Source organism: Shewanella denitrificans OS217 (genome assembly GCF_000013765.1).
In the GTDB taxonomy this organism is placed as follows: Bacteria; Pseudomonadota; Gammaproteobacteria; order Enterobacterales; family Shewanellaceae; genus Shewanella; species Shewanella denitrificans.
The window spans coordinates 789435-814535 of sequence record NC_007954.1 but is presented as its reverse complement, the minus strand read 5'-3'; the positions used below and the strand labels follow the sequence as shown (position 1 = coordinate 814535).

Sequence of the window (25101 nt, the reverse complement as noted above, 5' to 3'; positions counted from 1 at the left end):
ATATAAGCTAGACTTATTGCACTTGGTTAAAGTTAAACTCATTAGACTCAGAAGAGGGACTGCACATTATATCGCGTAATTTATTTATATTGCTGTTAAGCCTGATAACACCTAGCCTATCCTTTAGCTTATCTGCCACTGAGATAACGATGGCTTTTGGGGAGTCTATTCCTCCATTTTCATTTCCAGATACTGACTCTGGGATTGAAATTGAAATCATCAGCGCAGCCCTTGCTGTTCACGGTCACTCCATTAAACCCAGTTACCTCCCCCTAGCTCGCGTGCCTTTTAATTTTAAACAAGGCAAAGTGGATGCCGCTATGACTGACTTAGGTGAAGATATGCACGCCTTAGGCGCCTATTATGGCGATCCCGCTGTGCTGTATGACAATGTATTTATTAGCTTAGAAGAGCGAAATCTAACCATAAAAAATCCACAGGATTTACGCGGTTTAAATATAGTCTCTTTTCAAGGTGCTCATAAGCGCTACCCAGAGTGGTTAACTATGGGTAAAAACAACGGTTTGTATGCCGAACACTTTAGGCAAGAAAACCAAGCCTTATTGTTAGAGCGCGGTCATTTTGATTTAGTACTCAGTGACATTAATATTTTTAAGTATTACCAAATCCAAGCTCAACAACGCTTAGGAGTGAGATTTAAAGCGGTCAAGTTTCACCATTTTATTAGCGTAGACCCTAATGATTACCGCCCAGTATTTTGGCAAAAGCAAATTCGAGATAATTTTAACGATGGCTTGAAAAAAATAAAACTCACTGGGGAATACCAAGCCATCTACGATAAGTATTTACTTGCCCCCATGGCGGCACTTGATGGTGGCAAAAATACAGACTCCAGCGAGTAAACAATTGCTAAGCATTTTTTATACAGGCACAATCAGCAGCACTTAATTCCGCAAATAGATAATAAAGACTCATGCCTGATATCGTCATTGCCTTCTTCTCTCTTGGATTGCTCGCTGGACTGATTAAGTCAGATCTTAAAGTGCCCAAGGCCACTTACGAAACCTTGTCTATCTTGCTGATGCTGACGCTGGGATTAAAGGGCGGCATGGCACTTCACGGTCAAACCCACACCTTAGATTACCTTGAATTACTCACCATAGTTGCCATGGGGTTGATTATTCCCTTGAGCCTATACCCGCTGTTGCTTAAGCTCATTAAGCTACCGCGCACCGACGCCATCAGCATTGCGGCCCATTATGGTTCGGTCAGCGCGGGCACCTTCGCCGTGGTCATGGCCATGGTCGAATTTTCTCATCTGCCTATAAAGCCTGAAACCACCTTATATTTAGTCTTACTGGAATTGCCGGCCATCATTGTCATGTTGTGGCTGTATCGCCATTTACAGGCGAAAGACAGCACTGACGCAGGAAACTCAACGAATTCCAGCGTACTCCACGAGGCCATGACAAGTCGTGGCGTTGTGCTGCTCTGCGGCGGGGTATTAATTGGTTGGGTTTACGGTACTGAGGGTATGGCCCCTATCACCCCTATGTTATTGGGCGGATTTAAAACCTTGCTGGCATTATTTCTACTGGAAATGGGCATCACTACGGCAAAAGTCTGCTTCCCGCTGCCTTATAAACAATGGCGTTTATTGGCATTTGCAGGCGTGGCGCCCTTCGTTTTAGCCTGGGTTGGGATCTTGATAGGGTTGTTACTAGAGTTACCTCAAGGTAGCACCTTAGTGTTGGCGGGCCTAAGTGCCAGTGCCTCTTACATTGCCGCTCCTGCTGCGATAAAAGCCGCAATACCCGATGCCAATATTGGCCTCGCTATGCTCGCTTCCTTGGGGATCACTTTCCCTGTCAACGTGTTAATTGGCTTGCCCTTATATCAACATTGGATAGCCCAATTCTATTAAGCTTAAGTTGTACTACAGCACAAATTATAGGGCTGGTCATGGTGAACCCATACCGGCCCTAATATTAGGGCAATCATTAGGCCAATCGTTACGCCTTGGAAGGGTTAAGGATCCCTTGATAGAGTTCAAGCACAGGCCCTGTTTTATGGCTTACACTATCCTTTGCCAACACCCCTTTAGCATGCTGTAAGGTTAATCTATGATTCTCATCCCTGAGCCAACAATAGGTTTGGGTTAATAATTGCGCTTGCATCACAGGCAATATTTCAAGATCCGCTAAGACTTCAAAAATCCGTACATTGTCGGACCAAAGCGTGAGCTCACTATGCTCGCTTGCATGAGCCAGCACCATGTACTGCCCAATAAACTCGATATCAGCAATACCACCTGGGCTTTGTTTCAAATCGAACTCATCTATGCCAACTTTGAGCAAATGATCGCGCATCTTAGTGCGCATATCCCGCACCGCTTTGGCAAGCTCAGTCCGTTCCCGAGTCATGCTAAGCACGGCAGCGCGAATATCATTAAAACGCGCCGCCATGGCGCCTGAGCCAAACACAAACCGTGAACGCACTAAGGCCTGATGCTCCCAGGTCCAAGCTTCAGTTTGCAGATACTGATAAAAGCCTTCGATGTCACTCACCAAAAGTCCAGACTCCCCTGAGGGTCGAAGTCGCATATCCACATCATAGAGTTCACCGGAGGTGGTACGGGTGGCAAATAGATGCACTATTCTTTGGGCTAATTTAAGGTAAAACAGCTTAGCTTCTATGGAGCGCTCGCCATCTGTGATCCCAAATAGGTCGTTTTGATGCAAAAACACCAAATCAAGATCTGAACCGTAACCGAGTTCAATTCCCCCAAGCTTACCGTAACCTATGATGGCAAAGCCCATATTATCTAGGCTAGTGCCCGCAGGCACGCCATGACGACTGGCCACCTGATGCCAAGCCTGATGAACCACTTGTTCTATGATGGCTTCCGCTAAAAAAGTTAAGTGATCGCTCACTTGCATCACAGGCAACACCCCAGTGACATCGGCGGCGGCAATTTTTAATTGCTGTGACAATTTGAATTGGCGCAGTGCCTCCATTTGCTGCTCCATGTCATCTTCTGGCACTCGCAGCAGATACAGCCTAAGTTCTGCAGGGTAGTCATCGATGGAGGTGGTATCGTAAAGCTGGGTGGGATCAATAAGCTCATCCAGCAACATGGGGAAATTAGCCAATTCTTTCGCTACCCAAGGGCTAGCGCAGCACAGGCTGACGAGCTGCTGCCGCGCGCCGGGGTTTTCACACAAGAGTTCAAGGTAGGTGGTGCGGGTCAAAATTTGATCTAACACCTGTGCTACAGGTTTAAAGGCCTGACTTGGCTTCATCATGCCTGTGAGTTCATCTAGCAGCCTTGGCATCAACTTATCTAAAGTGTCTCTACCTCTTGGGCCTATGGTGCGCTTAGCCACCATGGCGCGCCAATGACTGAGTAATGGCCAGAGTTCATCATCTTCTATTTGCTGCTCATCCAGTAACGCCTGTGCATGCTCGTCTTGTTGAAGATTCCATAACTGCACAGTCCAATGCTCACTCTGCTCTTGGCTATCATTCCCGCCCACTGTGGCATTGAAATGCTGATGAATTAACCCCATCGCCATTTCAATATGAGTGCGTAAATCCGACTCATTAACCCTGTCTAAGCCATAACAAAGCCGCTGCCAATCTAGGGTTCGATTAGGCAAGGTTTGGGTTTGCTTATCATCTATGGCTTGCAGCAGATTCTCCACTCGGCGCAGCAACACATAACTGTGCTTTAATTCATCAACCGCCAAGTATTCCAACTGGCCTAAGCTGTACAGCACATCTATGGCGCCAAATAGGCTCTGTTGCCTAAGTGCGGGCTCGCGGCCACCACGGATAAGCTGAAAACTCTGCACCACGAATTCCACCTCGCGAATGCCGCCAGCGCCCAATTTAATGTTGTCGGTCAACTGGCGACGACGCACTTCTTGGGCAATTAATTGCTTCATTCGACGCAGTGAATCAATGGCGGAAAAATCGATATAACGACGATAAACGAAAGGCTTAAGTAAGGCGTGCAACTCATCACTGTAACCATTCCAAGGACCAAGGGCACGGGCCTTAACCATGGCATAACGCTCCCAGTCACGGCCCTGCTCTTGGTAATAATCTTCAAGACCACTAAAGCTCACCACCAAGGGGCCACTCTCGCCGTAAGGTCGCAACCGCATGTCGACTCGAAACACAAACCCATCGACCGTAACTTGATTAAGCAAGTTAATCAGCTTTTGTCCCATGCGAATAAAAAATTCTTGATTAGTTTGCGCGCGCCGTGCCCCTAAGGTTTCGCCATGTTCAGGGAAGGTAAAAATCAAGTCTATGTCGGATGAGAAATTTAATTCACGGCCGCCAAGTTTGCCCATGCCTAATATAAGTAAAGGTTGTGGTTGGCCTTGGCTATCACTGGGGGTACCGTATTGCATGCACATTTGTTTATAAAGCCAATCTCGCCCTGCTATCACTAAGGCTTCGGCCAGTGCCGATAAGTCTAATAGCGCCGCCTCTAAACTGCCATAGTCCATGAAGTCTCGCCACGCGAGGCGCACCATATGCAGGTTTCTATAATCCCTGAGGACTTTTTTTACTTGTTCTTCGTCGCTGACATTGGCGAGTAATTTATGTAGCTCACGATCGAAAGCCTGCCTATCCACCTCATCTAACAGTCCTTGCTGAAACAAGGTCAGTACCCACTCTGGATGACGGCATAGTTGCTTGGCAATAAAATCACTCAAGCCTAAAATCGTTTTCAGTTCATCTTGCTGCACTTCAGTAAGCTGATGCAGGGCGTCAGGCCAAGCCTGGGTGAGCACAGTCCAATATTCTGCCGATGCCTGTGCCAAAGGGGCCGGATAAACTTTGTGGCGCTGACTAGGTACAGGCATAATATTCCTTAACAAATTAGCAGTCGACATATTATGTCGTGAGTGTTATATAATTAGATCTATAGAATAAAGTTCTAAATCGGCATCAAGATTACTATAAGCTATGCGTCAGTCATATCGAATTTGTAGCTGAAATTAACCCAATTTGGAGAAAACATGAACGGCATGCTTCCCCGCATACTCGGGATCTTGTTCGTTATTGTCTCAAGCTTAGTTTTGGCTGGCTGTGGCGATGATAGACCAGAACAAATCCAGAAGTATCAACAGCTCAGCCAACAGCGCTTAGGGCAACTCGCCACTATGCTCGAGGATAAGCAGTTAAGAAATGCTAACTTACTTAATCAATACAGCCAGATTTTGGCCAGGAGTAAACCAGATCTTAAGCCATTAATCGATGAACTGGCAAAAGATGCAGGCAGCCAAGGCCCCATGTATCAATCCCTTGAACGGCGTCTAAAAGAGCTGAACGACAGCAGTAATTTTATCGATGTCGACCAACAGCTGGACGAAGCGCAGAATTTGTATCAAGCCTTAGATCCCAGCCTGTATAACGATTTATTATCAGATCCTGTCAATGTGATTGCCGACATGTCTAACGGTGCCTTGGCCCGAGTCAACTCCATCAGCAAAGAGGCCTCAGTGCTTGCCAATGGCGGCGAAGACTTTGGCCCAGGCAGTCAATTGGTGGGCAACCCAGGTTATGGCAGCTGGCAAACAAACAGCAGTGGCACCTCATTTTGGGCTTGGTACGGCATGTACGCCATGTTCTCTAACGTGTTTAATCGCCCCATTGGCTATGATCGCTGGTCTAGTCGCCGCGGTTACAGCTACTACAATGATGTGGGCCGCTACCGTTACACCTCACCCAAACAGGCAAGCCACCAAAATAGCACCTTTGAGCGAGAAAAAAAGCGCTTTAGCTCTCAAGGCAAACGCTTTCAAAGCCCCTATGCCAAGACCCGAACCGGTGCCACTAGCTTGTCAAAGCAAAGTAGCTCAGCACCAGCAGTCAATACCGCGGGCAATCGCAGTAAGTTTCGTTCAAATTATTCAAAAGACAGTAGTTTTCGCAACTCCAATAGCCGGACTAGTCGTGGCGTGAGCCGAGGAAAATAAGGAACCATGATGACATTATTTCAAGACTTAGGCTTAACCCAAGAGCTGATGATTATTCTCGCCATAGACTTAAGCATAGCGGTGATCTTGCTTACCTTAATGCGCTATTTACAAGGCTGGAGCGTTAAGGTCAACAGCAGTGTAGAACTTGCCGAGCGCGACAATTTTGCCTTTGGTATAAGTACAGCGGGCGCCATTGCCGCCTTAGGCATAGTCCTCACTGGGGCGATTACTGGCGAAGCCGCTAGCTCCTATGCAACCGAAGCCATTGGCATGACAAGTTACGGCCTGTTTGGCTTAGTGCTAATCAAGCTTGGGCGCTTCTTACACGACAAGATTGCCTTAAATGAATTAGATAAGAATGCTGAAATACTCAAAGGCAATGTTTCGGTTGCCTTAGTCGATGCCTCGGTTGCCATCGCAACCGCCATCATCATTCGCTCTGTATTGATGTGGGCTGAGGACATTACCTTAGATACCTTTATTGCTATCTTCAGTGCCTTTATCATTTCCCAGTTTATTTTAGTGCTGCTGACCCGCCTGCGTGAACGTCGCTATGCCAAGCGTAATCAAGACGCTTCTATGCAACAAGCCTTTGTGACTGGCCAAACCGCGCTCGCCATTCGTCACAGTGGCTACCTTATTGCCATGGCGTTAAGCTTTAATGCCGCAAGCCATTTTATTACTTATGATCCCAGCGCCTATGTCACTAATATCATAGGTTGGATGATATTCTCCTTGATCATGTTAGTGGTGCTTTCGCTATTGATAACCTTAGTGAAGGCCTTAGTGCTTGCTCGCATCAACTTAGCCCAAGAAGTGGAGCAACAACACAATATCGGTATCGCTGCGGTAGAAATGGCCATTAGCATTGCCATAGCGTTACTGTTAACGGCATTGATGGCGTAATACAAAACATGGCGTTAGGGTTAAAAAACAATAAAACCACGGGTATTTCATGGCTGGATGATGCGCTGTTATTAGGCATAATGGCGTCATTGGCTGCCTGTGGTTTGATCTATGAATACCTGTTATCTCATTATGCTGGGCGTATTTTAGGGGCCCTTGAAGCCGCAATTTACACCATGATTGGCTTGATGATTGTCTCCATGGGTTTTGGCGCCTTTGCGGCGCGTAAAATTCGCTGCGCCTTCACAGGTTTTGTGGTGCTCGAGCTACTCGTCGCCTTATGTGGCTCCCTTGCTATCATAATCACAGCGGCGGTCATAGGTTTTGGTCAGCAATTTCCTTTGATGTTGGCCAATACCTTAGGCCTGCCCGCCGATCACCTCCCCGATGGCGGCTTTATTGCCAAGCTGCAAAACCTAAGTGAATATTTACCCTATTTATGGGGGCTTATTCTCGGTTTAATGATTGGCATGGAAATCCCCTTGATTGCTCGGGTACGTCAATCTTTATCAGAGGCACATTTGCTCCACAATGCGGGCACTATTTATGGCGCCGATTATCTCGGAGCAGGTATTGGCGCTGCCATCTGGGTCGCGTTTATGCTGGCCATAGATATTCAGCTCGCAGCAGCGCTCACCGCCAGTGTGAACCTGTTAGCAGGGCTAGTATTTATCTGGCGCTTTTGGGAGCAAATTGTTCGAGTCAGACTCTTACTGGCACTGCACTTCGTGGTGGGACTCATCTTAATTCTGTTGGCTTGGCAAGGGCCAAGTTGGGAGCAAGACTTTAATAACTTACTCTATAAAGATAAGGTGGTTTACGCTAAAGCCACCCGTTTCCAGCAGCTCAATATTACCGAGCGCCTTCGAGGCCAAGGCTTGGCGCCAGTGTATTCGCTGTACATCAATGGCCGGCTGCAGTTTTCCAGTAGCGATGAGCACATCTACCACAGCTTTTTAGTCCACCCGACATTAGCCGCCAGTGCGCGGCAGCAAAAAGTACTCATCATTGGCGGCGGCGATGGCTTAGGCTTAAAGCAAGTGCTTAAGTGGCAACCAGAACAAGTCGTCTTGATGGATTTAGACAAAGATTTAGTCCAGCTGTTTAAACAAGCTCCAGAAGATATGCCAAATGCCCTAGCCCGTGAGCTTAAGCGGCTTAATGGGGATGCCTTAAACGATCCTAGGGTTGAAATCCTCTTCGATGATGCCTTTAACGGTGTCGATAAACTGATTGCCAGAGAGTTAAGCTTCGATGCCATCATTGTCGACTTGCCAGACCCAAGCCATCCTGATCTAAACAAGCTATATTCCGACTTTTTCTATCGAAAGCTCAACGAATTGCTGAGCGCCGATGGCGCCATTACCGTGCAGTCGACCTCGCCCTATCATGCCCCCCACGCGTTTATTTCAGTGGGTAAAACCATGGCATCGGCAGGTTTTGATGTGCAGCAGTATCATCACAATGTCCCAAGTTTTGGCGAATGGGGCTGGTCCATGGCGACGAAATCTGGCGATAGCCCTAAGCAAAGGTTGACCAAACACCTTAACTTACCCGCTGATGAAACTTGGTTAACACCAGGATTGATCTTGGGGGCTTTTGAATTCCCCGGTGATTTTTACCGTGAAAAAGATGAAATAAAAATAAACAAACTCAATTCATTACAGCTTTATCAGTACCATTTAGCCGACTGGTCAGAGAATCGATAAGCGGTTTATTGAGTTGATTAAAATTATCAAAAATAGCGCTTGACATATTATGTCCTGATGCTATCTTAACTCACAGACATAATATGTCATAAGGACGAATATGAACATACATAAAATAGCCAGCCACCTTAATGGACTTGGCGATCTAAGCCAGACGGGTTTTCAATTCGATTGCTACCCTATCGATGGTGATGTTGAAGTATTGCAAGTCAATATTGTTGGCCGTGAAGAGATCCCCGTATTTGTTTCTGTCACTGACAACCAAGTGTTATGCATAAGCTATCTGTGGGGTGAGGATGAAGTTAATCAGACCCGCCGCGCACAAATGTTTGAAACTATGTTAGAGCTGAATATTCCTATGCCTTTATCATCTTTCGCCAAGATTGATGACAAGTACGTGGTCTATGGTGCCTTATCGGTACAATCTAGCATGGAAGAAATTGAACAAGAACTGGCAGTATTGTCGGATAACTGTTTAGAAGTTATCGATGAACTTGCCGAATTTTTGAATTAAGGAGCCACACTATGGGTATTTTAAATAAGATTCTAACTGCGTTTCGCGGTGGTGCAACCGAAGTTGGCCAAACAATCGTTGACGCTAATTCGACTCGCATTTTTGAACAAGAAATTCGTGATGCCGAGAAACATTTAACCAAGGCAAAGCGTGAACTCACCGACGTGATGGCCAAAGAAATGCAAGCCAGTCGTGAAGTTGACCGCTTAAAACGCAGCATTGCAGAACATGAAGGCTACGTGACTCAAGCCCTAGAGAAAGGCAATGAAGCCTTAGCTATCGAAGTGGCTGAAAAGATTGCTCAACAAGACCAAGAGCTTTCTGAGCAGCAAAGTGCTAATGAGAGTTTCTCAGCCCATGCACTGCGCCTGAAAGATTTAGTGAAAAAGACCGAGCGTCAGCTATCAGACTATCAACGTCAGCTCAGCATGGTAAAGACCACTGAAAGCGTGCAAAGAGCCACAGCGACCATTACTGACTCATTTGCATCGAGCAACTCTAAGCTACTCAATGCTAAAGATTCTCTTGAGCGCATCAAGGCACGTCAGCAGCAATTTGATGACCGCCTAAAAGCCTCTGAAACCTTAGCGGAAGAGAACAGCGACAAGTCATTGCACGCTAAGTTGGCAGAAGCCGGCATTGGCGAGCAAAAATCCAGTGCTAATGCCGTGTTAGATCGCATTAAAGCACGTAAAGGTTAATGGATTATGGGATTTCTAAGCGGCCTGTTTGGCAAGAAAGAAGCCCCTGCGCGCCAGCTTGACCATCCAACAAAGCTCATCAAGGGTGACATGATTACCCTTGATGACAGTTTTGCTTTGCCGCCGCAACTTAAAGGGCAGCAATTGAGAGTCGAGGCCGTGCATACCTATGAATATGAGCGCACCCAAAATTGTGAGTTCTTACTTCGCGGCCACAGTGGTGACGCCATTTTCCTTACTTATGTGGAAGAAGATGACAGCTACTTAAGCTTATCTATCAAGATAAACTCAGCGCAAGTTGACACCTTGTTCGATATGGCTGAATTCGAGCAAATATTCGAAGAACCTGGCCAGGCTAAGCTAACCCCTAAGTCACTTGCGCAAGCTCAAGATGATGAATTCGGTAAATGGCTTGGGGAAAATTACCATCAAGTTGAATTTGCCGGTTTTGGTTATTTTCACCGGCAAGACTATCGGGGTCAGAAACCACCTCAAGATCAACAAGGCGAAGCTTTTGAAAGCTATAGCCTAGTAAATGGTCAAGATAGCCATGCTATCGATATCGAGGTTTATGAAGGCGGCGAGACCGAGGTGATGCTCACCTTATATCGACCCCTAACAGATATCAGACAATATTGGCCTGTCAGTTAATCTGACGCAGCAATAGGAGTCAGGATGTTATGACCAAAGGGAAAACCTTACCGGAAAAGTGGCTTAAAAACCAAGCCGCGGCCAAGGCTACCCAAGTGGCGTTTGACTTGGATGAAAAGTTTCAATATTCCATTCGTAAAGCCGCCTTGGATGCTGGGGTTAGCCCCTCAGATCAAATTCGTACTATCTTAGGCTTAAGCTTGGCTAAAAGACCAAAACGACCTCGGCTTACTGTATCACTGAGCCCTGAGGACTATGCGCAACTGGCCATCAAATATGATCTTGATCCCCAATTACAATTGGAGATCAAAAAACGCGTACTGGATGATTTAGTTCATTTTGTCGACACCGAATAAATTTCCAACAGCACGCAACTTCCACCCTTGGTTGCGTGCTTTTTTCTTTTTAATACCGATAACACAATTCCAACTAGATAAACTTGCTTCAGTTGCAACCCTCTTGTTATTGTCGATTAAAATGCTATTTTTCAGTGGATAACCCCATGATAGACAAGAAGACTGCAGCACTTAAAAACATCAATGCTATCCAGCCCTTTCAACTGGCGATGATGGTGCTCTCTTTAGTTTCAGTGGTATTAGTGCTCACCATAGCGTTTGCCCAACTGGATAAAGAAACCCTTAGACTGCTGTTGATGATAGACACAGGCATCTGCGTCATTTTCTTAAGCCAGTTTTTCTGGGGGTTAATCAAAGCTAGAGACAAAAAGTACTTTATCAGACATCATTGGATAGATTTTATCGCCAGTATTCCGGCTATCGAAGCCCTGCGTATCGCCCGAGTGTTTCAAATCCTCAGAGTCATCCGCCTTATCAGCATGAGCCGTTCAATCCTCTTGCCACTACTTAAGCAGCGCAGGCAAACCACCTTAGCAAGCTTATTGCTGGCCATGGTGCTTATTCTCACGTTATCTTCGGTGGTCATCTTGCTGGTCGAGTCAGGTCACCCAGAGGCTAACATACACACGGCTGAGCAAGCCCTTTGGTGGGCGTTAGTGACCATATCCACTGTGGGTTACGGTGATTATTTTCCAACGACCACACTCGGCCACGTGATTGGCGCCTTAGTTATTGTCAGTGGCGTGAGTTTCTTTGGGGTCATTTCAGGTTATATGGCCTCAGTGTTTATTACTCCTGAAGACAATGAACGCCATGAGGCGCACCAAGAAAATATTAAATCAGAGCTAGATCAAGCCCTGGCACGAATGGAAGAAAATCAGCAGAAAATGGAGCAAAACCAAACACAAATGTTGGCAGAAATAGCCAGCCTGCGTCAGGCTTTACTCACGAAAAATCAACCCAAGGATGATGCATAATTTGGGTAACATCTCAAATTCAGTTCCCTAAAATTCAGTTTCTAAGTGCGCTGACTAACGCCAGCTGAGCTTGGCCGTAGGCTAGGCTGTGCCACTGTTCACTTAATCTGCCTTGACGGTTAAATTCAGACAATAACAGCTGCCAACAAGGGGCCGTTTTTACAGCCTGCCAATTAAGCGCTTCAAGGCGCTGTTCGATAACATCAAGGTTTGACTTAAGCCTTTTCCATAATTCAGTTTCAGCTGTGCTGTCAGTGACCGCGCTTAACAGCTCATCGAGTACTTGCCAGTTTTCAAGCGCTAAGCCGATGTCGTCAGCTAAAGCGGCAGCATCGAGACTCGCCGTTGATTCTGGCAGCGGTTTAAGGTCCTCGGTACTTGCCAAGGCTGAATTGCCACCTAAGCGATAACCTCGTTGTGCTTTACTGGCTTTACCAAGCCTAACGGGCACTTGCTGCGCAATTTCAGTCGCCAGATGTAACAATGAATCCTGTTCACCACTTTGTAATTCAAGTTCTAATTCACATAAAGCTTGATGCTTGTCTGAGGCGATAATATCTCCTTTGTCTAAGGCCACTTCAATCTGACTACTGCCCTGTTTTGCTATCCAGATTTTGCGTTCGAAATTGGTTTCAAACAAACAATAGAGCGCCCTTTGAACCTTTGACAATTGAGCGTCATTTGGCCAAATATCGACAGGAAATAAACCTAAGTCCGGGATCTCATTTAAGCACTCACTATTATATTCTGGCCGTGAATGAATGCCGCCTGCGACCTGACCACGGACTTTAATGGTTTGCTCTTTAGCGCCATTTTCGAAGCCTCTTATCCTCAACCCCATGTCCCAATGGCGTAATTGCAACTTAGGCGTATCAAAATAAGCATTTTTTAATACTTTAGCGGGTCTGGCTTCTAGTCCACTTAGGTTGCCTAGTGTTTTTACCAATAAATCATAATCTTGAGCCTGAAAAAACAGTTTTAGTTCTACTTCTTTAGTCATTGAATCTTGCCCACTTGGTCATCAAACGTTCACTAATGCGTCATATTAAAGTCATAATGTCACATTGCTGTAATAAAAATCCCTTAGGATAGCCCGACTCAGTTCATATATACTGAATCGCAATAACTGTAGATTATATCAAAAACACAGTTTCATTACGTGGACGCTTGGGTTAACATGCGCCCGCTTTTCCAAATTGGAATCATTAAATAGGTAACGGCTATGCCAGTAAACTCTATTTTAGGTGTGTTTGCAAAATCACCTCTTAAGCCTTTAGAACAGCATATCGACAAGGTGCATGAATGTGCGTCATTACTTGTCCCTTTCTTTGCTGCGACGACCTCAGGTGACTGGGATGAAGCGGTAAGAATTCGCAAGCAAATTAGCTTGCTTGAGAAAGAAGCTGATTCTTTAAAGCGTGAAATTCGCCTTACACTTCCAGGCGGTTTATTTATGCCTGTTGAACGTACTGACTTACTCGAGTTGTTAACTCAGCAAGACAAGATCGCCAACAAAGCTAAAGATATATCAGGCCGTGTCATTGGCCGCCAACTTGTATTGCCCGAAGCTGTTCAAGAACCGTTCAATGCCTATTTGAAACGCTGTCTAGACGCAGTCTCTCTCGCCAAACAAGCCATTAACGAACTCGATGATCTGCTAGAAGCAGGTTTCCGTGGTCGTGAAGTGAAATTGGTGGAAAAAATGATCAATGAACTTGATATCATCGAAGAAGACTCGGATGACTTGCAGATCCAGGTCCGTCGCAAGCTGTACAGCGAAGAAGCCGGCCTGAATCCTGTCGATGTGATGTTCATGTATAAAATTATCGAATGGGTTGGCGGTTTAGCAGATCTTGCTGAGCGCGTGGGTTCCCGCCTAGAGCTAATGCTAGCTCGTAACTAATCACAAAGTTATCAAGGACACAAAATGGTTGATGTATTAGTCGCCAACGGCCCTGTGCTTATTGCACTTGCTGCAGCGTTTGGATTTTTAATGGCATGGGGTATTGGTGCAAACGATGTTGCCAACGCCATGGGAACCTCAGTAGGTTCAAATGCTATTACGATAAAACAAGCCATCATCATAGCGATGATTTTTGAATTTGCTGGTGCGTATCTTGCGGGTGGTGAAGTCACCAGCACAATTCGCAGTGGTATCATAGATTCAAACTACTTTACCGATGCACCGCAACTGCTGGTTTACGGTATGATTTCAGCCCTGCTGGCTGCGGGTATTTGGTTAGTAGTGGCGTCGGCATTAGGCTGGCCAGTATCGACCACTCACTCTATTGTGGGTGCCATTGTGGGCTTTGCGGCAGTAGGCGTAAATGCCGATTCTGTAGCTTGGGGGAAAGTAGGTGGTATCGTAGGTTCTTGGGTTATCACCCCAGCCATCTCAGGTTTCATCGCCTATATTATCTTCCAGAGTGTGCAGAAGCTTATTTTCAATACCGATGATCCATTGAAAAATGCCAAACGCTATGTGCCTTTCTACATGGCCTTCGCAGGTTTCATCATGTCTCTGGTGACTATCACTAAGGGCCTTAAGCACGTTGGTTTGCATTTCTCTAATGTTGAAGCTTACGGTCTAGCGTTTGCTGTGGCTGTGATTGTGGGTATTTTCGGCAGCATTGCTATTTCTCGCCTTAAAATGAGTGAAAAAGCTGACCGTCAAACCACCTTCGCTAATGTTGAGAAAGTCTTCGCTATCCTGATGATAGTGACAGCCTGCTCCATGGCATTTGCTCACGGTTCAAACGACGTTGCTAACGCCATTGGTCCATTAGCCGCGGTAGTTTCTGTGGTAGAAAGTGGCGGTGTTATTGCTTCTGAATCGACACTTGTGTGGTGGATTTTACCCTTAGGTGCTGTGGGTATCGTATTAGGCCTTGCCATCTTTGGTACTCGCGTAATGCAAACCATAGGTAAGAACATTACTCACTTAACCCCAAGTCGCGGTTTCGCCGCAGAACTTGCCGCAGCGTCAACGGTTGTGATTGCATCAGGCACAGGTCTTCCTATCTCTACCACCCAAACCTTAGTGGGTGCTGTGTTAGGTGTGGGCATGGCTCGCGGCATTGCAGCCATTAACATAGGTGTTGTGCGTAACATCGTTGTGTCATGGGTTGTAACCTTACCTGCGGGTGCGGGTTTATCCATAGTGTTCTTCTACATCATCAAAGGTGTATTCGAATAAGCAGCTTATTGGCTTTATTTACTTAAATTACCATAAAAGAAGGAAGTCATGTGACTTCCTTCTTGCTTTCTAGCTTTGAAGTAAATAGCATTGGCGTTAGATTTAATGCCTAGGAAAATTAACGTGTTAAGATTACTTTCAATAATAACGCTATTATTCGTCTCAAATGGATTGATGGCGCAGGAGCCAACGCATTTTATTACCGATGATGTCTATGTCTATATTCATGGTGGTCCAGGTAATCAATACCGCATCATAGGTAGCGTTGAGGCTGGTCAAGCTGTCACCTCACTCAACGAAACTCAAGACGATTATGCCAAAATCATCGACCACAAAGGTCGTGAAGGTTGGGTAAAGTCAGAGCTTATTACCACCACCAAAAGCATTCGCGAACGCCTGCCGGATCTTCAAGAAGTGATAAGCAAAGCTAAAGACGAGCTGCAACAGATGACCCAGACCCAAGCAACCACTGCTATCGCTCTTGATGATGCCAATAAGCGTATTTCTCAGCTTAAGCAATTATTAGCCAAGACTGAAGCACAACGAGATACTATCAAGCAAAAAGTCGAGTCGGTTGAAGACAAGCAAATGTTTGCCATGTGGCAGCAAGGTGGCATGATCGCGGGTATTGGTGCGCTGATCGGCATCATTTTAGTCTACTTACCTCGTCCGAGTGGCCGTAAGAAAAACCGTTGGATGTCATAATTAAGCGGTTTTCATAACCCGTTCAAACACACTAAACCAAGGCCATGCCTTGGTTTTTTTATTCCCTTTGATAGGTCGTCAACTGGGCGTTACAGCCCTCAAAAAATTCCCTCTCAAAACAACAGCCCCTACCAGTTAAGCTATGGTGTGCAGAAATGATTTTTGCTTGTATAATCGCGCCGAAAATATCGTAGATTGTATACAAAATAACAAAGCTCTCCTGAGTACTCAGACTTCACTCCAGAGAACGTCTTTACGTATAGAGTAAAGTTGGGATAAACAGCGATTTAGCATCACCCTTTAACTGACCAAGATGGAAACCATTATGATGTTCAAAGCGAGTGAAGTATTGGCCGGCCGCTATGACGATGCCACTCTTGACCAACTTTTCCAAGCCGTGACCGACAACTATATTGTCGATGAAGAAGCTTATCTCACAGAGCTTATCAAGCTTGTGCCTTCCACTGATGAGCAAATTGAGCAGGTGACTCAACGCGCCCATGATTTAGTCAGTAAGGTGCGTAAGTTTGAGAAAAAAGGCTTAATGATTGGCGTCGATGCTTTCTTGCAGCAATATAGCCTGGAAACTCACGAAGGCATTATCCTTATGTGCCTGGCTGAGGCCCTACTGCGTATACCTGATGCGGAAACTGCCGATGCCCTTATCGAAGATAAGCTTTCAGGTGCCAAATGGGATGCTCACTTAAAACAGAGTGACTCTGTGTTAGTGAATGCCTCGACTTGGGGACTCATGCTCACGGGTAAAATCATCAAGCTAGATAAAAAGCTCGATGGCACCCCGAGCAACTTACTTAAGCGCTTAGTCAATCGCTTAGGTGAGCCAGTTATTCGCCAGGCCATGTACGCTGCCATGAAAATCATGGGCAAGCAATTTGTCTTGGGCCGCAATGTAAAAGAAGCCCTCAATAACAGTGAAGCTAAGCGCAGTTTAGGCTACACCCACAGCTACGATATGCTCGGTGAAGCCGCACTCACGGACAAGGATGCCAAGAAATATTTCAATGATTATAGCAACGCCATTAAAGAACTTGGCGCTCAAAGCTATGATGAAAATGAATCACCGCGTCCGACTATCTCAATTAAGCTTTCGGCTCTGCATCCAAGGTATGAAGTCGCCAACGAAGGCCGAGTATTAACTGAGCTTTACGCCACAGTTATCAAGCTGATTGTGCAGGCTCGTGAGCTTAACATTGGCATTTCAATCGATGCCGAAGAAGTGGATAGACTGGAACTTTCCCTTAAACTATTCAAAAAACTATTTAACTCAGTAGAATCCCAAGGCTGGAATTTACTCGGCATAGTGGTGCAAGCTTACTCTAAACGCGCACTACCTGTACTGTGCTGGTTGACCCGCCTTGCCAAAGAGCAAGGGGATGAAATCCCAGTACGTTTAGTCAAAGGCGCTTACTGGGACAGTGAACTTAAATGGGCGCAGCAAGCAGGTGAAGCAGGCTACCCACTATTTACCCGTAAAGCGGGCACTGACGTGTCCTACCTTGCCTGTGCACGCTTCTTATTGTCTGACGCCACTCGCGCTGCCATCTATCCGCAATTTGCGACTCATAATGCGCAAACTGTGGCCAGCATAGATGCCATGGCAACGGATAGGAACTACGAGTTTCAACGTTTGCACGGCATGGGCCAAGAGCTCTATGACACGATTTTGGCTGAAAGCGGTGCCAAGACAGTGCGGATCTACGCCCCCATTGGTGCCCATAAGGAACTATTGCCTTACTTGGTTCGTCGTCTGCTAGAAAACGGGGCTAACACCTCATTCGTGCACAAGCTGGTTGACCCTAAAACCCCTATCGCTTCGTTAGTGGTTCATCCTCTGGTCACCTTGCAAGCCTACAAAAGCCTTGCTAATAAAAACATCGCTTTACCCGCCGATATTTTTGGCGCTGAACGTAAAAATTCTAAGGGATTAAATATGAATATCTTGTCTGAAGCTCAGCCATTTTTCGCCGCCATAGATAAATTCAATGACACTCAGTGGCAAGCAGGCCCACTGGTAGACGGTAAAACCTTAACCGGTGATATTAATACTGTCGTCAGCCCCTATGATACCAAGCAGACTGTGGGCCAAGTGGTGTTCGCCGATCAACAAGCCATAGAGCAGGCGCTAGCCTCTGCCAGTCACGCCTTCCCTAGTTGGGCCCGTACTCCGGTAGAAACCCGCGCCAGCGCGCTGCAAAAACTTGCCGACCTATTGGAAGAGAACCGCGAAGAGCTGATTGCACTTTGTACCCGTGAAGCCGGTAAGAGTATTCAGGACGGTATAGATGAAGTCCGTGAAGCCGTGGATTTCTGTCGCTACTACGCCGTTCAAGCCAAGAAGCTTATGGGTCAACCTGAGCTACTCCCAGGCCCAACGGGTGAGCTTAACGAGTTATTCCTTCAAGGCCGCGGTGTATTTGTCTGTATCAGCCCATGGAACTTCCCATTGGCGATATTTTTAGGCCAAGTATCGGCGGCATTAGCTGCCGGTAACACTGTCGTTGCTAAGCCTGCGGAGCAAACCTCACTCATAGGTTATCGCGCTGTGCAGCTGGCTCACCAGGCAGGTATTCCGGTTGAAGTGCTGCAATACCTGCCTGGTACAGGTGCAACCGTAGGTTCAGCCATCACAGCCGATGAGCGCATTGGCGGTGTGTGCTTTACTGGCTCGACAGGCACAGCCAAACTCATTAACCGCACCTTAGCAAACCGTGATGGCGCGATTATTCCTTTGATTGCCGAAACCGGTGGTCAAAATGCCATGGTGGTCGACTCAACCTCACAGCCTGAGCAAGTGGTTAACGATGTAGTTTCATCTTCATTCACCAGTGCTGGCCAACGCTGCTCGGCGCTGCGGGTGTTATTCTTGCAAGAAGATATCGCCGACAGAGTCATAGAAGTGATGCAAGGCGCCATGGAGCAGCTTGCTATTGGTCACCCTGGCAAGGTGCAAACCGATGTCGGTCCTGTGATTGACGCAACAGCTAAAGCGAACTTAAATGCGCATATCGATCACATCAAGCAAGTGGGCAAGCTTATCAAGCAAATTCAACTACCAGCCGGCACTGAAGATGGTCACTTTGTCGCGCCAATCGCGGTTGAAATTGACTCAATCAAGGTGTTAGAAAAAGAACACTTCGGCCCAATATTGCATGTTATCCGCTACAAGGCCGCTGATTTAAGTAAAGTGATTGATGAAATCAACAGCACAGGCTTTGGCTTAACCTTAGGTATTCATAGCCGTAACGAAGGTCACGCGCTTAATTTGGCTGACAAAGTGAATGTTGGTAACGTCTACATCAACCGTAACCAAATTGGCGCCGTGGTTGGGGTACAGCCATTCGGGGGTCAAGGCCTATCTGGCACGGGTCCTAAAGCGGGCGGTCCTCACTATTTGACCCGTTTTGTAACCGAGAAAACGCGCACTAACAACATCACCGCCATTGGTGGTAATGCGACCCTATTGTCATTAGGCGATAGCGACGAGTAAGGGTTAATCCGATCCAAGTAAAATGCCCGCCCTGTGCGGGCATTTTTATGCCCATGGCACAAGAGACAAAGAGACAAGCAGACCAAAGCAGGTTACCATTGCCCCTGCTTATGCCACCAACGCCAGAAACCTTTATGCCTTCTATACCCACTTGTTTTACGCCCTTTAACGCCGCAATTGATCATCACCCATTACCCGAACGCTTTACCTTCCCGTTTTATTATCAGCCGCATCCCTTGTGCATTCTGGCAGCCGAGGAGTTACAACAGCATCTGTTGCAGCAAACCCAGTGGCAGCATAACTTTGGGCTAACTGGTGATAAACATAATGTCATAGGTAAGATGTTTGGCGTAATGCTAGTGCAAAACAGCCAAGGTGAACTTGGGTATCTGGCGGCATTTTCTGGCAAGTTAGCCAACAGCAATCATCTACCAGGTTTTGTGCCTCCTGTGTTTGACATGCTGGAACAAGATGACTTTTTTCTCGCTGAAAACCGCCTGATAAATGAAATAAATCAACAGATTGAGAAAAAAGAGCAAGACTCAGAACTGCACAGGCTCAGCCAGCTTAAGTGCCAGCTAGTACAAGCCGCCACGGCAGCGCTCAACGCCCAAAGGGATATCATGATCCAAGGGCGAAAACACAGAAAAGCTCAGAGAGCCGCATTAGCTGCCGCGCCCCAGAGTGCACAGACACCGGCCGCAGAGCTCGAGCTTAATCAGCAGAGTGTGGCTGAAAAACTCCAATTGCGGGATCTGAAGCTGAGCTGGGATAAGCGCATAGATAGCGTGAGCACCGAGCTAAATGCACTGAATGATGCACTACAAGCACTTAAACTTGAGCGTAAGCAACGCTCCGGCGCGCTGCAGCAGAGGCTATTTTCTCAGTACACTTTTTTAAATGCCAACGGCGCCCACAAAAGCTTAGGCGATATTTTTGCCGCCACTGTGGAGCGCACCCCACCTGCGGGAGCGGGCGAGTGCGCGGCACCTAAGTTGCTGCACTATGCTTACAGCCACTCACTCACGCCGCTGGCCATGGCGGAGTTTTGGTGGGGCACGCCGCCTAAATCTCAAGTGCGTCGTCACGGGCAATTTTATCCCGCCTGCCTAAGAAAGTGCCACCCTATCCTAAGCCATATGCTAGAAGGCCTAAAGGTGGATCCCAATCCATTATTGGAAAACCCCGCAGATGATAAGCAGATCACTGTCATCTATCAGGATGAACACTTACTGGTCATCAGCAAGCCAGCTGAGTTTTTATCTGTGCCAGGGAAAAACATTAGCGATAGCGTGCACACCCGTATCATTCGTGACTTTCCAAGTGCCAGTGGCCCCATCATAGTGCACAGGTTGGACATGTCGACCTCAGGGCTTATGGTGATCGCCCTTAATAAAGAGGCCCATGAAAGTCTGCAAAAACAGTTTATTCTCCGCACTGTCACTAAGCGATATATCGCTCTACTGGATGGCCTATTACCCAATAGAACCGCCGGAGATGAAGGCATCATATCCCTGCCCCTTCGCGGGGATTTAGATGACAGGCCCAGACAATTGGTGTGTCATGAGCATGGAAAAAGCGCCGAAACCCGCTGGCAGATAATAGACATTCAGCAGGGACGAACTAAGGTGTTCCTCTACCCTAAAACCGGTCGCACTCATCAGTTAAGGGTCCATTGCGCCCATAGCCAAGGCCTGCATCTGCCGATTGTCGGCGATGATCACTATGGCGTGCGTGCTAGCCGATTGCATCTACATGCTGAGTCTTTAAGCTTCACCCACCCACAAAGCCGTGAAGCACTGCATTTCCAGCTTGATGCAGACTTTTAAGTGATGATTTTTCGGGCAAATGGAGTGCAAAACAGGTACAGAAGCAAAGAAGTCTAGACGTCCATATTGACTCAGTAAAAATATTCTCCTATTCTAGGGCGGACTTGTTATGATGAGGTAACAAGAACAATAATTCAGCACGCTAATATTTATCGACTTCGATAATGTTTTCGATGCTAAAGATAGAGAGAATCCCCTTTGAGTCAATCACATACATCAAGAACGGCCAGTCCAGCTTCTTTTATTGCCTTATTACCCTTGTTCCTATTTTTAAGCTTATTTATTGGCGCTGGGCTCTATTTCCAGAGCCAAGATGTCGATTACGCCTTCTACCAATTACCTAGCGTCATCGCTATCCTGCCCGCTATTGTGTTAGCGCTAATCTTATCTAAGCAAAAGCTCAATCAAGCCATAGAAACCTTTATCGCAGGTATTGGCCACAGCAATATTATTGCCATGTGTTTAATCTACTTATTAGCCGGCGCTTTTGCTGCTGTGGCTAAAGCCACTGGCGGCGTCGATGCCACCGTTGCCTTGGGCTTGTCTTTTATCCCCAGCAACTTACTCTTGCCTGGTTTCTTTGTGATTGCCGCCTTTATTGCCACCGCCATGGGGACTTCTATGGGCACCATAGCCGCCGTCGCTCCCGTTGCGGTAGGCATAGCCGACCAAGCGCAAATTGATGCTGCCTTGATGGCTGGCGCCGTCATGTCTGGCGCCTTGTTTGGTGATAACTTATCGATAATTTCCGACACTACGATTGCAGCCACCCGCACCCAAGGCTGTGAAATGAAAGATAAATTCCGTGAAAACCTAGTATTTGCAATTCCAGCGGCCCTACTCACCTTAGTGGCATTCACATTGGCAGGCCAAGGCCAAACGGCATTGGCCGAGCAAGCCCTTGCCGCCCAAGATATCGACCTCATCAAGGTACTGCCTTACATCACCATCTTGATCTTGGCGGTGGCAGGACTCAATGTATTCTTAGTATTGGGTTTAGGTATCGTATTGGCAGGCGCCGTGGGCCTACTAAACCCTGAGTACTCTGTCATTCTTCTGGGTAATGACATTTACGCCGGCTTTAGTAATATGCAGGAAATCTTTATCCTTTCTATGTTGGTGGGCGGCCTTGCTGCGTTAATGCAACAGCGTGGTGGACTTGCCTTTGTCAGCCAATTTATTGAAAGGGCTATAGATCGCTTCTCTCACAGTGAAGCCACTCAATCCCCGAGGGCTGCTGAATTTGGCATGGCCGCCATAGTGGCTGGCACCAATACCTGTGTCGCCAATAATACCGTTTCAATCGTTGTTACGGGTGACATTGCTAAATCCCTTGCCACTAAACACGGCGTCAGCCCAAAGCGCGCCGCCAGTGTATTGGATATTTTCGCCTGTATTATTCAAGGCTTAATTCCCCACGGTGCTCAAGCCTTATTAGTGGCGGCGACCTTCAGTATCACCCCTTTAGTGGCCATAGCGAATGCCTGGTACTGCATGATCTTGGCTGTGGTGGCCTGTGTTATTGTTTATCTTCGTCCCCGCAGTTAATTCTTGAACTTATTATGATACCTATGAGCCAACAATAAGGATTTAAATGTCCATGACTTTATTTAATCTTATGACACAGAGTTATAAAGCCAAGTAATAGATTAAATAATAAATATGAGCTGCGAGTAGTACTGCCAGTATTTCTATTACTCATCTGATACTGTACTATCTCGCGTTCGTATTTATATTCGTATCAAACATGGACTGTAGATGTATATTCAAGACTTAATTAAACTTTCTTTAATAGTAAGCTCACTTTCTTTAGCTGGCTGTGGAGGAAGCGATTCGAATGAACCAACTCCAGTGATAGTGCCCAATCTAGCGCCATCTGTTTCGATCGCCCCAAATACTGCATCCGCAATAGAAAAAGCCACCTTTTCTGTTAGCGCTGTAGCAACCGATTCCGATGGAACTATAGCCAGCTACCAGTGGAAGGTAATTAGCAGCCATACCCTAGTACTTGCAGGAGAAATGACTTCATCCGTATCTTTTATGGCACCCGATGTAGGTCTCAGTGGTGATACTGTACAGTTAGAAGTCACAGCAACTGATGATGACGGTGCAAAATCAACCGCCAGTACATCAATACTCATTAACGCGAAAACCATACCTTTAACTATAAAAGGATTAGCCACGGATTCACCGTTATCGAATGCCAAAATATCAGCACACATTGCTGGTCGAGACATTAGTGTTGAAGCAATTGCTGAAAATGACGGTAAATACAGTGTTGATTTACTGCTGGATGACGCTGAAGCTTCATCTTTTATCAGTATTTCAGCGAGAGGTGTTAGTCAGCAAAGCAACGCAGGTTTAATTTCACTGCTGGGTACGGCTGAAGAATTAAGTACAATTGCTGGTGATGATAATGTACTTACATCTGCTGAACACTTTGCCGTTAATGTTACCAATATTACCACTGCCAAATATGCCTTCGCCAAACGTGCCAATAGTGGCAAAGACATCACCACTACTGCATTGCTTGAATCCTTATATGCTGGCTTAAATTATGATGAAGTCATGATGCTGGCTACCGCAATTAAAGTCGCGATTGATAAATCTGCCGCTAATAACACCTTGTCATTACCTGAAGGCATTCCAGACACGCTTTCATTGGTCGAGAATGCAGCAAAAGCAAAAGCCTATGTTGAAATGGTGCAATCGGCCCCTGAGTATACTGAAGCACAGCAAGAAATTTATCAGGATACTAATTTAGTCGATGCCGATTCAGACTTTAACGTCCCCGCTAAATATTATGTCTTACCTGCAGACAGCCTAAGTCGCGGTGATGGCTTTGACTTTATGCCAAACGGCAAAGGTTCAAGCAAAGATCTTACCTTTGATTGGACTGAATCAAATGGCGAAATCACCGCCACAATTGTCGGGCAAGATATAAAAACATTCAAAACCCAAGAAAGTATTTATGGGAGAATGACCTATGTTAAGGTACAAAACCTCATTGATAAAATCCAATTTAAACGTTTATCATCAAGTACTAAAAGTGATTTACTGTTAATAACTTGGACAAATCGTCGTCATTATCCAAATGCTGAATTAACCGATGAAATATCTACATCTACTTCGATTTCAGTCGCAGTAAAAGAAGCTGGTATTATTCCAATTGAGCCTATGACGGCAGGATTTGCCAGTTTAACTATTGATGAAGAAATAATAGACGGTGACATTAGTGTGGAGGCCGATTTATTCACCCTGACAGCCAACGGTCAAGGTAGCAGAGAATTATTAAACGACAATTTTACGTGGAAAGTTGAGCAAGGCGCATTATTCATCACCCTAGAAAATGGAAAAAAACTTAGATTTAGAAAAATTAGCGATGCTGGTGTTGCAGATATTTTTTCCTATGAGTCCAGTGAAGATGGCATCAATTTTACGACTAATATTATGGGTCAAGGTAAAATCAGCCCTAAACGTGCCTGGACAGCAGCAGAAGTTGCTGGCATCTACGATTATACAAATAACCAATTTGATTCGGGCGATTTAAGCCATTTTTGGATTGAACTACAAACTAATGGTGATGCCGAAACCTATTCAGCCATCGACTCCAATGAAAACGGTGAAATAAGTACCAATGAACTTTTTATTGCATATGGTAAATGGAAGATTGAAGATGATGGTTCATTAACTATTACTAGGGTACGCAAGCAAGATGGCAACTATTCGCCTAAGTGCCGCGATGCAGCAACAACAGGTTGTACCTTGTACCATGAACGTAATTGGAGGCTCTTCGCCAATAAAGATAATGCTTATGGGCTTCATCAAAAGCAACATTTCTATCGTTCAAATTTTTCATCTAACAACAATACCCTAGATACTATTTGGTACGGTAATCGAACTTTCTTTAAGTTAAAGACTCGTCCTGTCGACATAGACCAACTGCCTTCTCAGTAATGGTATAAGCTGCTTTATAAGCTGAGCAAGATCCATTTTTACTAACATATTAACCACTGCGGCACTGGGCTGGAGTGGTTAATTAATGCTAACAAGCACAGTGTTAATCTTCTCCACTCTTCTATCTGCTAG

The 25101-nt window shown here is 46.1% G+C and carries 19 protein-coding genes; 17 read left to right on the top strand and 2 right to left on the bottom strand.

The window, feature by feature from the left end:
- Positions 1–149 precede the first annotated feature (149 nt).
- Together SDEN_RS03660 and SDEN_RS03655 are read left to right on the top strand one after the other, a co-directional pair.
- Positions 150–863 carry a substrate-binding periplasmic protein gene (locus SDEN_RS03660; RefSeq protein WP_157599822.1) on the top strand — a complete coding sequence of 238 codons (714 nt, stop codon included), beginning with the start codon at positions 150–152 and terminating at the stop codon, positions 861–863.
- A gap of 71 nt (positions 864–934) precedes the next feature.
- Positions 935–1885 (top strand): sodium-dependent bicarbonate transport family permease, encoded by a 951-nt coding sequence (locus SDEN_RS03655; protein WP_011495158.1) that lies wholly within the window; start codon positions 935–937, stop codon positions 1883–1885.
- Positions 1886–1973: 88 nt separating this feature from the next.
- On the opposite strand, the gene glnE is transcribed toward SDEN_RS03655, so the two are convergent.
- Positions 1974–4841 carry a bifunctional [glutamate--ammonia ligase]-adenylyl-L-tyrosine phosphorylase/[glutamate--ammonia-ligase] adenylyltransferase gene (gene glnE, locus SDEN_RS03650; RefSeq protein WP_011495157.1) on the bottom strand — a complete coding sequence of 956 codons (2868 nt, stop codon included), beginning with the start codon at positions 4839–4841 and terminating at the stop codon, positions 1974–1976.
- 156 nt (positions 4842–4997) lie between these two features.
- Between glnE and SDEN_RS03645 the strand changes: the two genes are divergently transcribed.
- From SDEN_RS03645 to SDEN_RS03610, 8 genes are all read left to right on the top strand, one after another.
- A complete protein-coding gene (locus SDEN_RS03645) occupies positions 4998–5957 on the top strand; it encodes a hypothetical protein (protein ID WP_011495156.1) in 960 nt (319 codons plus the stop codon).
- A 9-nt stretch (positions 5958–5966) separates the two neighbouring features.
- On the top strand, positions 5967–6866 hold the full coding sequence (locus SDEN_RS03640) for a DUF350 domain-containing protein (protein ID WP_041405655.1): 900 nt from the start codon (positions 5967–5969) through the stop codon (positions 6864–6866).
- An 8-nt stretch (positions 6867–6874) separates the two neighbouring features.
- A complete protein-coding gene (locus SDEN_RS03635; protein WP_011495154.1) occupies positions 6875–8575 on the top strand; it encodes a polyamine aminopropyltransferase in 1701 nt (566 codons plus the stop codon).
- A 100-nt stretch (positions 8576–8675) separates the two neighbouring features.
- On the top strand, positions 8676–9089 hold the full coding sequence (locus SDEN_RS03630; protein WP_011495153.1) for a YjfI family protein: 414 nt from the start codon (positions 8676–8678) through the stop codon (positions 9087–9089).
- An 11-nt stretch (positions 9090–9100) separates the two neighbouring features.
- Complete coding sequence (locus SDEN_RS03625) at positions 9101–9790, top strand: PspA/IM30 family protein (RefSeq protein ID WP_011495152.1); 690 nt, start codon at positions 9101–9103, stop codon at positions 9788–9790.
- A 6-nt stretch (positions 9791–9796) separates the two neighbouring features.
- Positions 9797–10441, top strand: a complete 645-nt coding sequence (locus tag SDEN_RS03620) for a hypothetical protein (protein ID WP_011495151.1) — start codon at positions 9797–9799, stop codon at positions 10439–10441.
- A 29-nt stretch (positions 10442–10470) separates the two neighbouring features.
- Positions 10471–10797, top strand: a complete 327-nt coding sequence (locus SDEN_RS03615) for a hypothetical protein (RefSeq protein ID WP_011495150.1) — start codon at positions 10471–10473, stop codon at positions 10795–10797.
- A 146-nt stretch (positions 10798–10943) separates the two neighbouring features.
- On the top strand, positions 10944–11774 hold the full coding sequence (locus SDEN_RS03610) for a potassium channel family protein (RefSeq protein WP_011495149.1): 831 nt from the start codon (positions 10944–10946) through the stop codon (positions 11772–11774).
- A 34-nt stretch (positions 11775–11808) separates the two neighbouring features.
- Here SDEN_RS03610 and SDEN_RS03605 read toward each other — a convergent pair whose 3' ends face one another.
- A complete protein-coding gene (locus SDEN_RS03605) occupies positions 11809–12774 on the bottom strand; it encodes an inorganic triphosphatase (RefSeq protein ID WP_011495148.1) in 966 nt (321 codons plus the stop codon).
- Positions 12775–12996: 222 nt separating this feature from the next.
- On the opposite strand from SDEN_RS03605, the gene SDEN_RS03600 reads away from it, so the two are divergent.
- From SDEN_RS03600 to SDEN_RS03570, 7 genes are all read left to right on the top strand, one after another.
- Positions 12997–13677, top strand: a complete 681-nt coding sequence (locus tag SDEN_RS03600) for a TIGR00153 family protein (RefSeq protein WP_011495147.1) — start codon at positions 12997–12999, stop codon at positions 13675–13677.
- Between the two features lie 24 nt (positions 13678–13701).
- Positions 13702–14970 (top strand): inorganic phosphate transporter, encoded by a 1269-nt coding sequence (locus SDEN_RS03595; RefSeq protein WP_011495146.1) that lies wholly within the window; start codon positions 13702–13704, stop codon positions 14968–14970.
- A gap of 123 nt (positions 14971–15093) precedes the next feature.
- Positions 15094–15675 carry a TIGR04211 family SH3 domain-containing protein gene (locus SDEN_RS03590; protein ID WP_011495145.1) on the top strand — a complete coding sequence of 194 codons (582 nt, stop codon included), beginning with the start codon at positions 15094–15096 and terminating at the stop codon, positions 15673–15675.
- Positions 15676–15988: 313 nt separating this feature from the next.
- A complete protein-coding gene (putA, locus tag SDEN_RS03585; protein WP_011495144.1) occupies positions 15989–19183 on the top strand; it encodes a bifunctional proline dehydrogenase/L-glutamate gamma-semialdehyde dehydrogenase PutA in 3195 nt (1064 codons plus the stop codon).
- A 134-nt stretch (positions 19184–19317) separates the two neighbouring features.
- On the top strand, positions 19318–21012 hold the full coding sequence (locus SDEN_RS03580) for an RluA family pseudouridine synthase (RefSeq protein ID WP_041406019.1): 1695 nt from the start codon (positions 19318–19320) through the stop codon (positions 21010–21012).
- A 198-nt stretch (positions 21013–21210) separates the two neighbouring features.
- Complete coding sequence (locus SDEN_RS03575; RefSeq protein ID WP_011495142.1) at positions 21211–22560, top strand: Na+/H+ antiporter NhaC family protein; 1350 nt, start codon at positions 21211–21213, stop codon at positions 22558–22560.
- A gap of 210 nt (positions 22561–22770) precedes the next feature.
- Positions 22771–24969, top strand: coding sequence for a PKD domain-containing protein (locus SDEN_RS03570; protein WP_011495141.1), 2199 nt, complete (start codon positions 22771–22773; stop codon positions 24967–24969).
- The last annotated feature ends 132 nt before the right edge of the window (positions 24970–25101 follow it).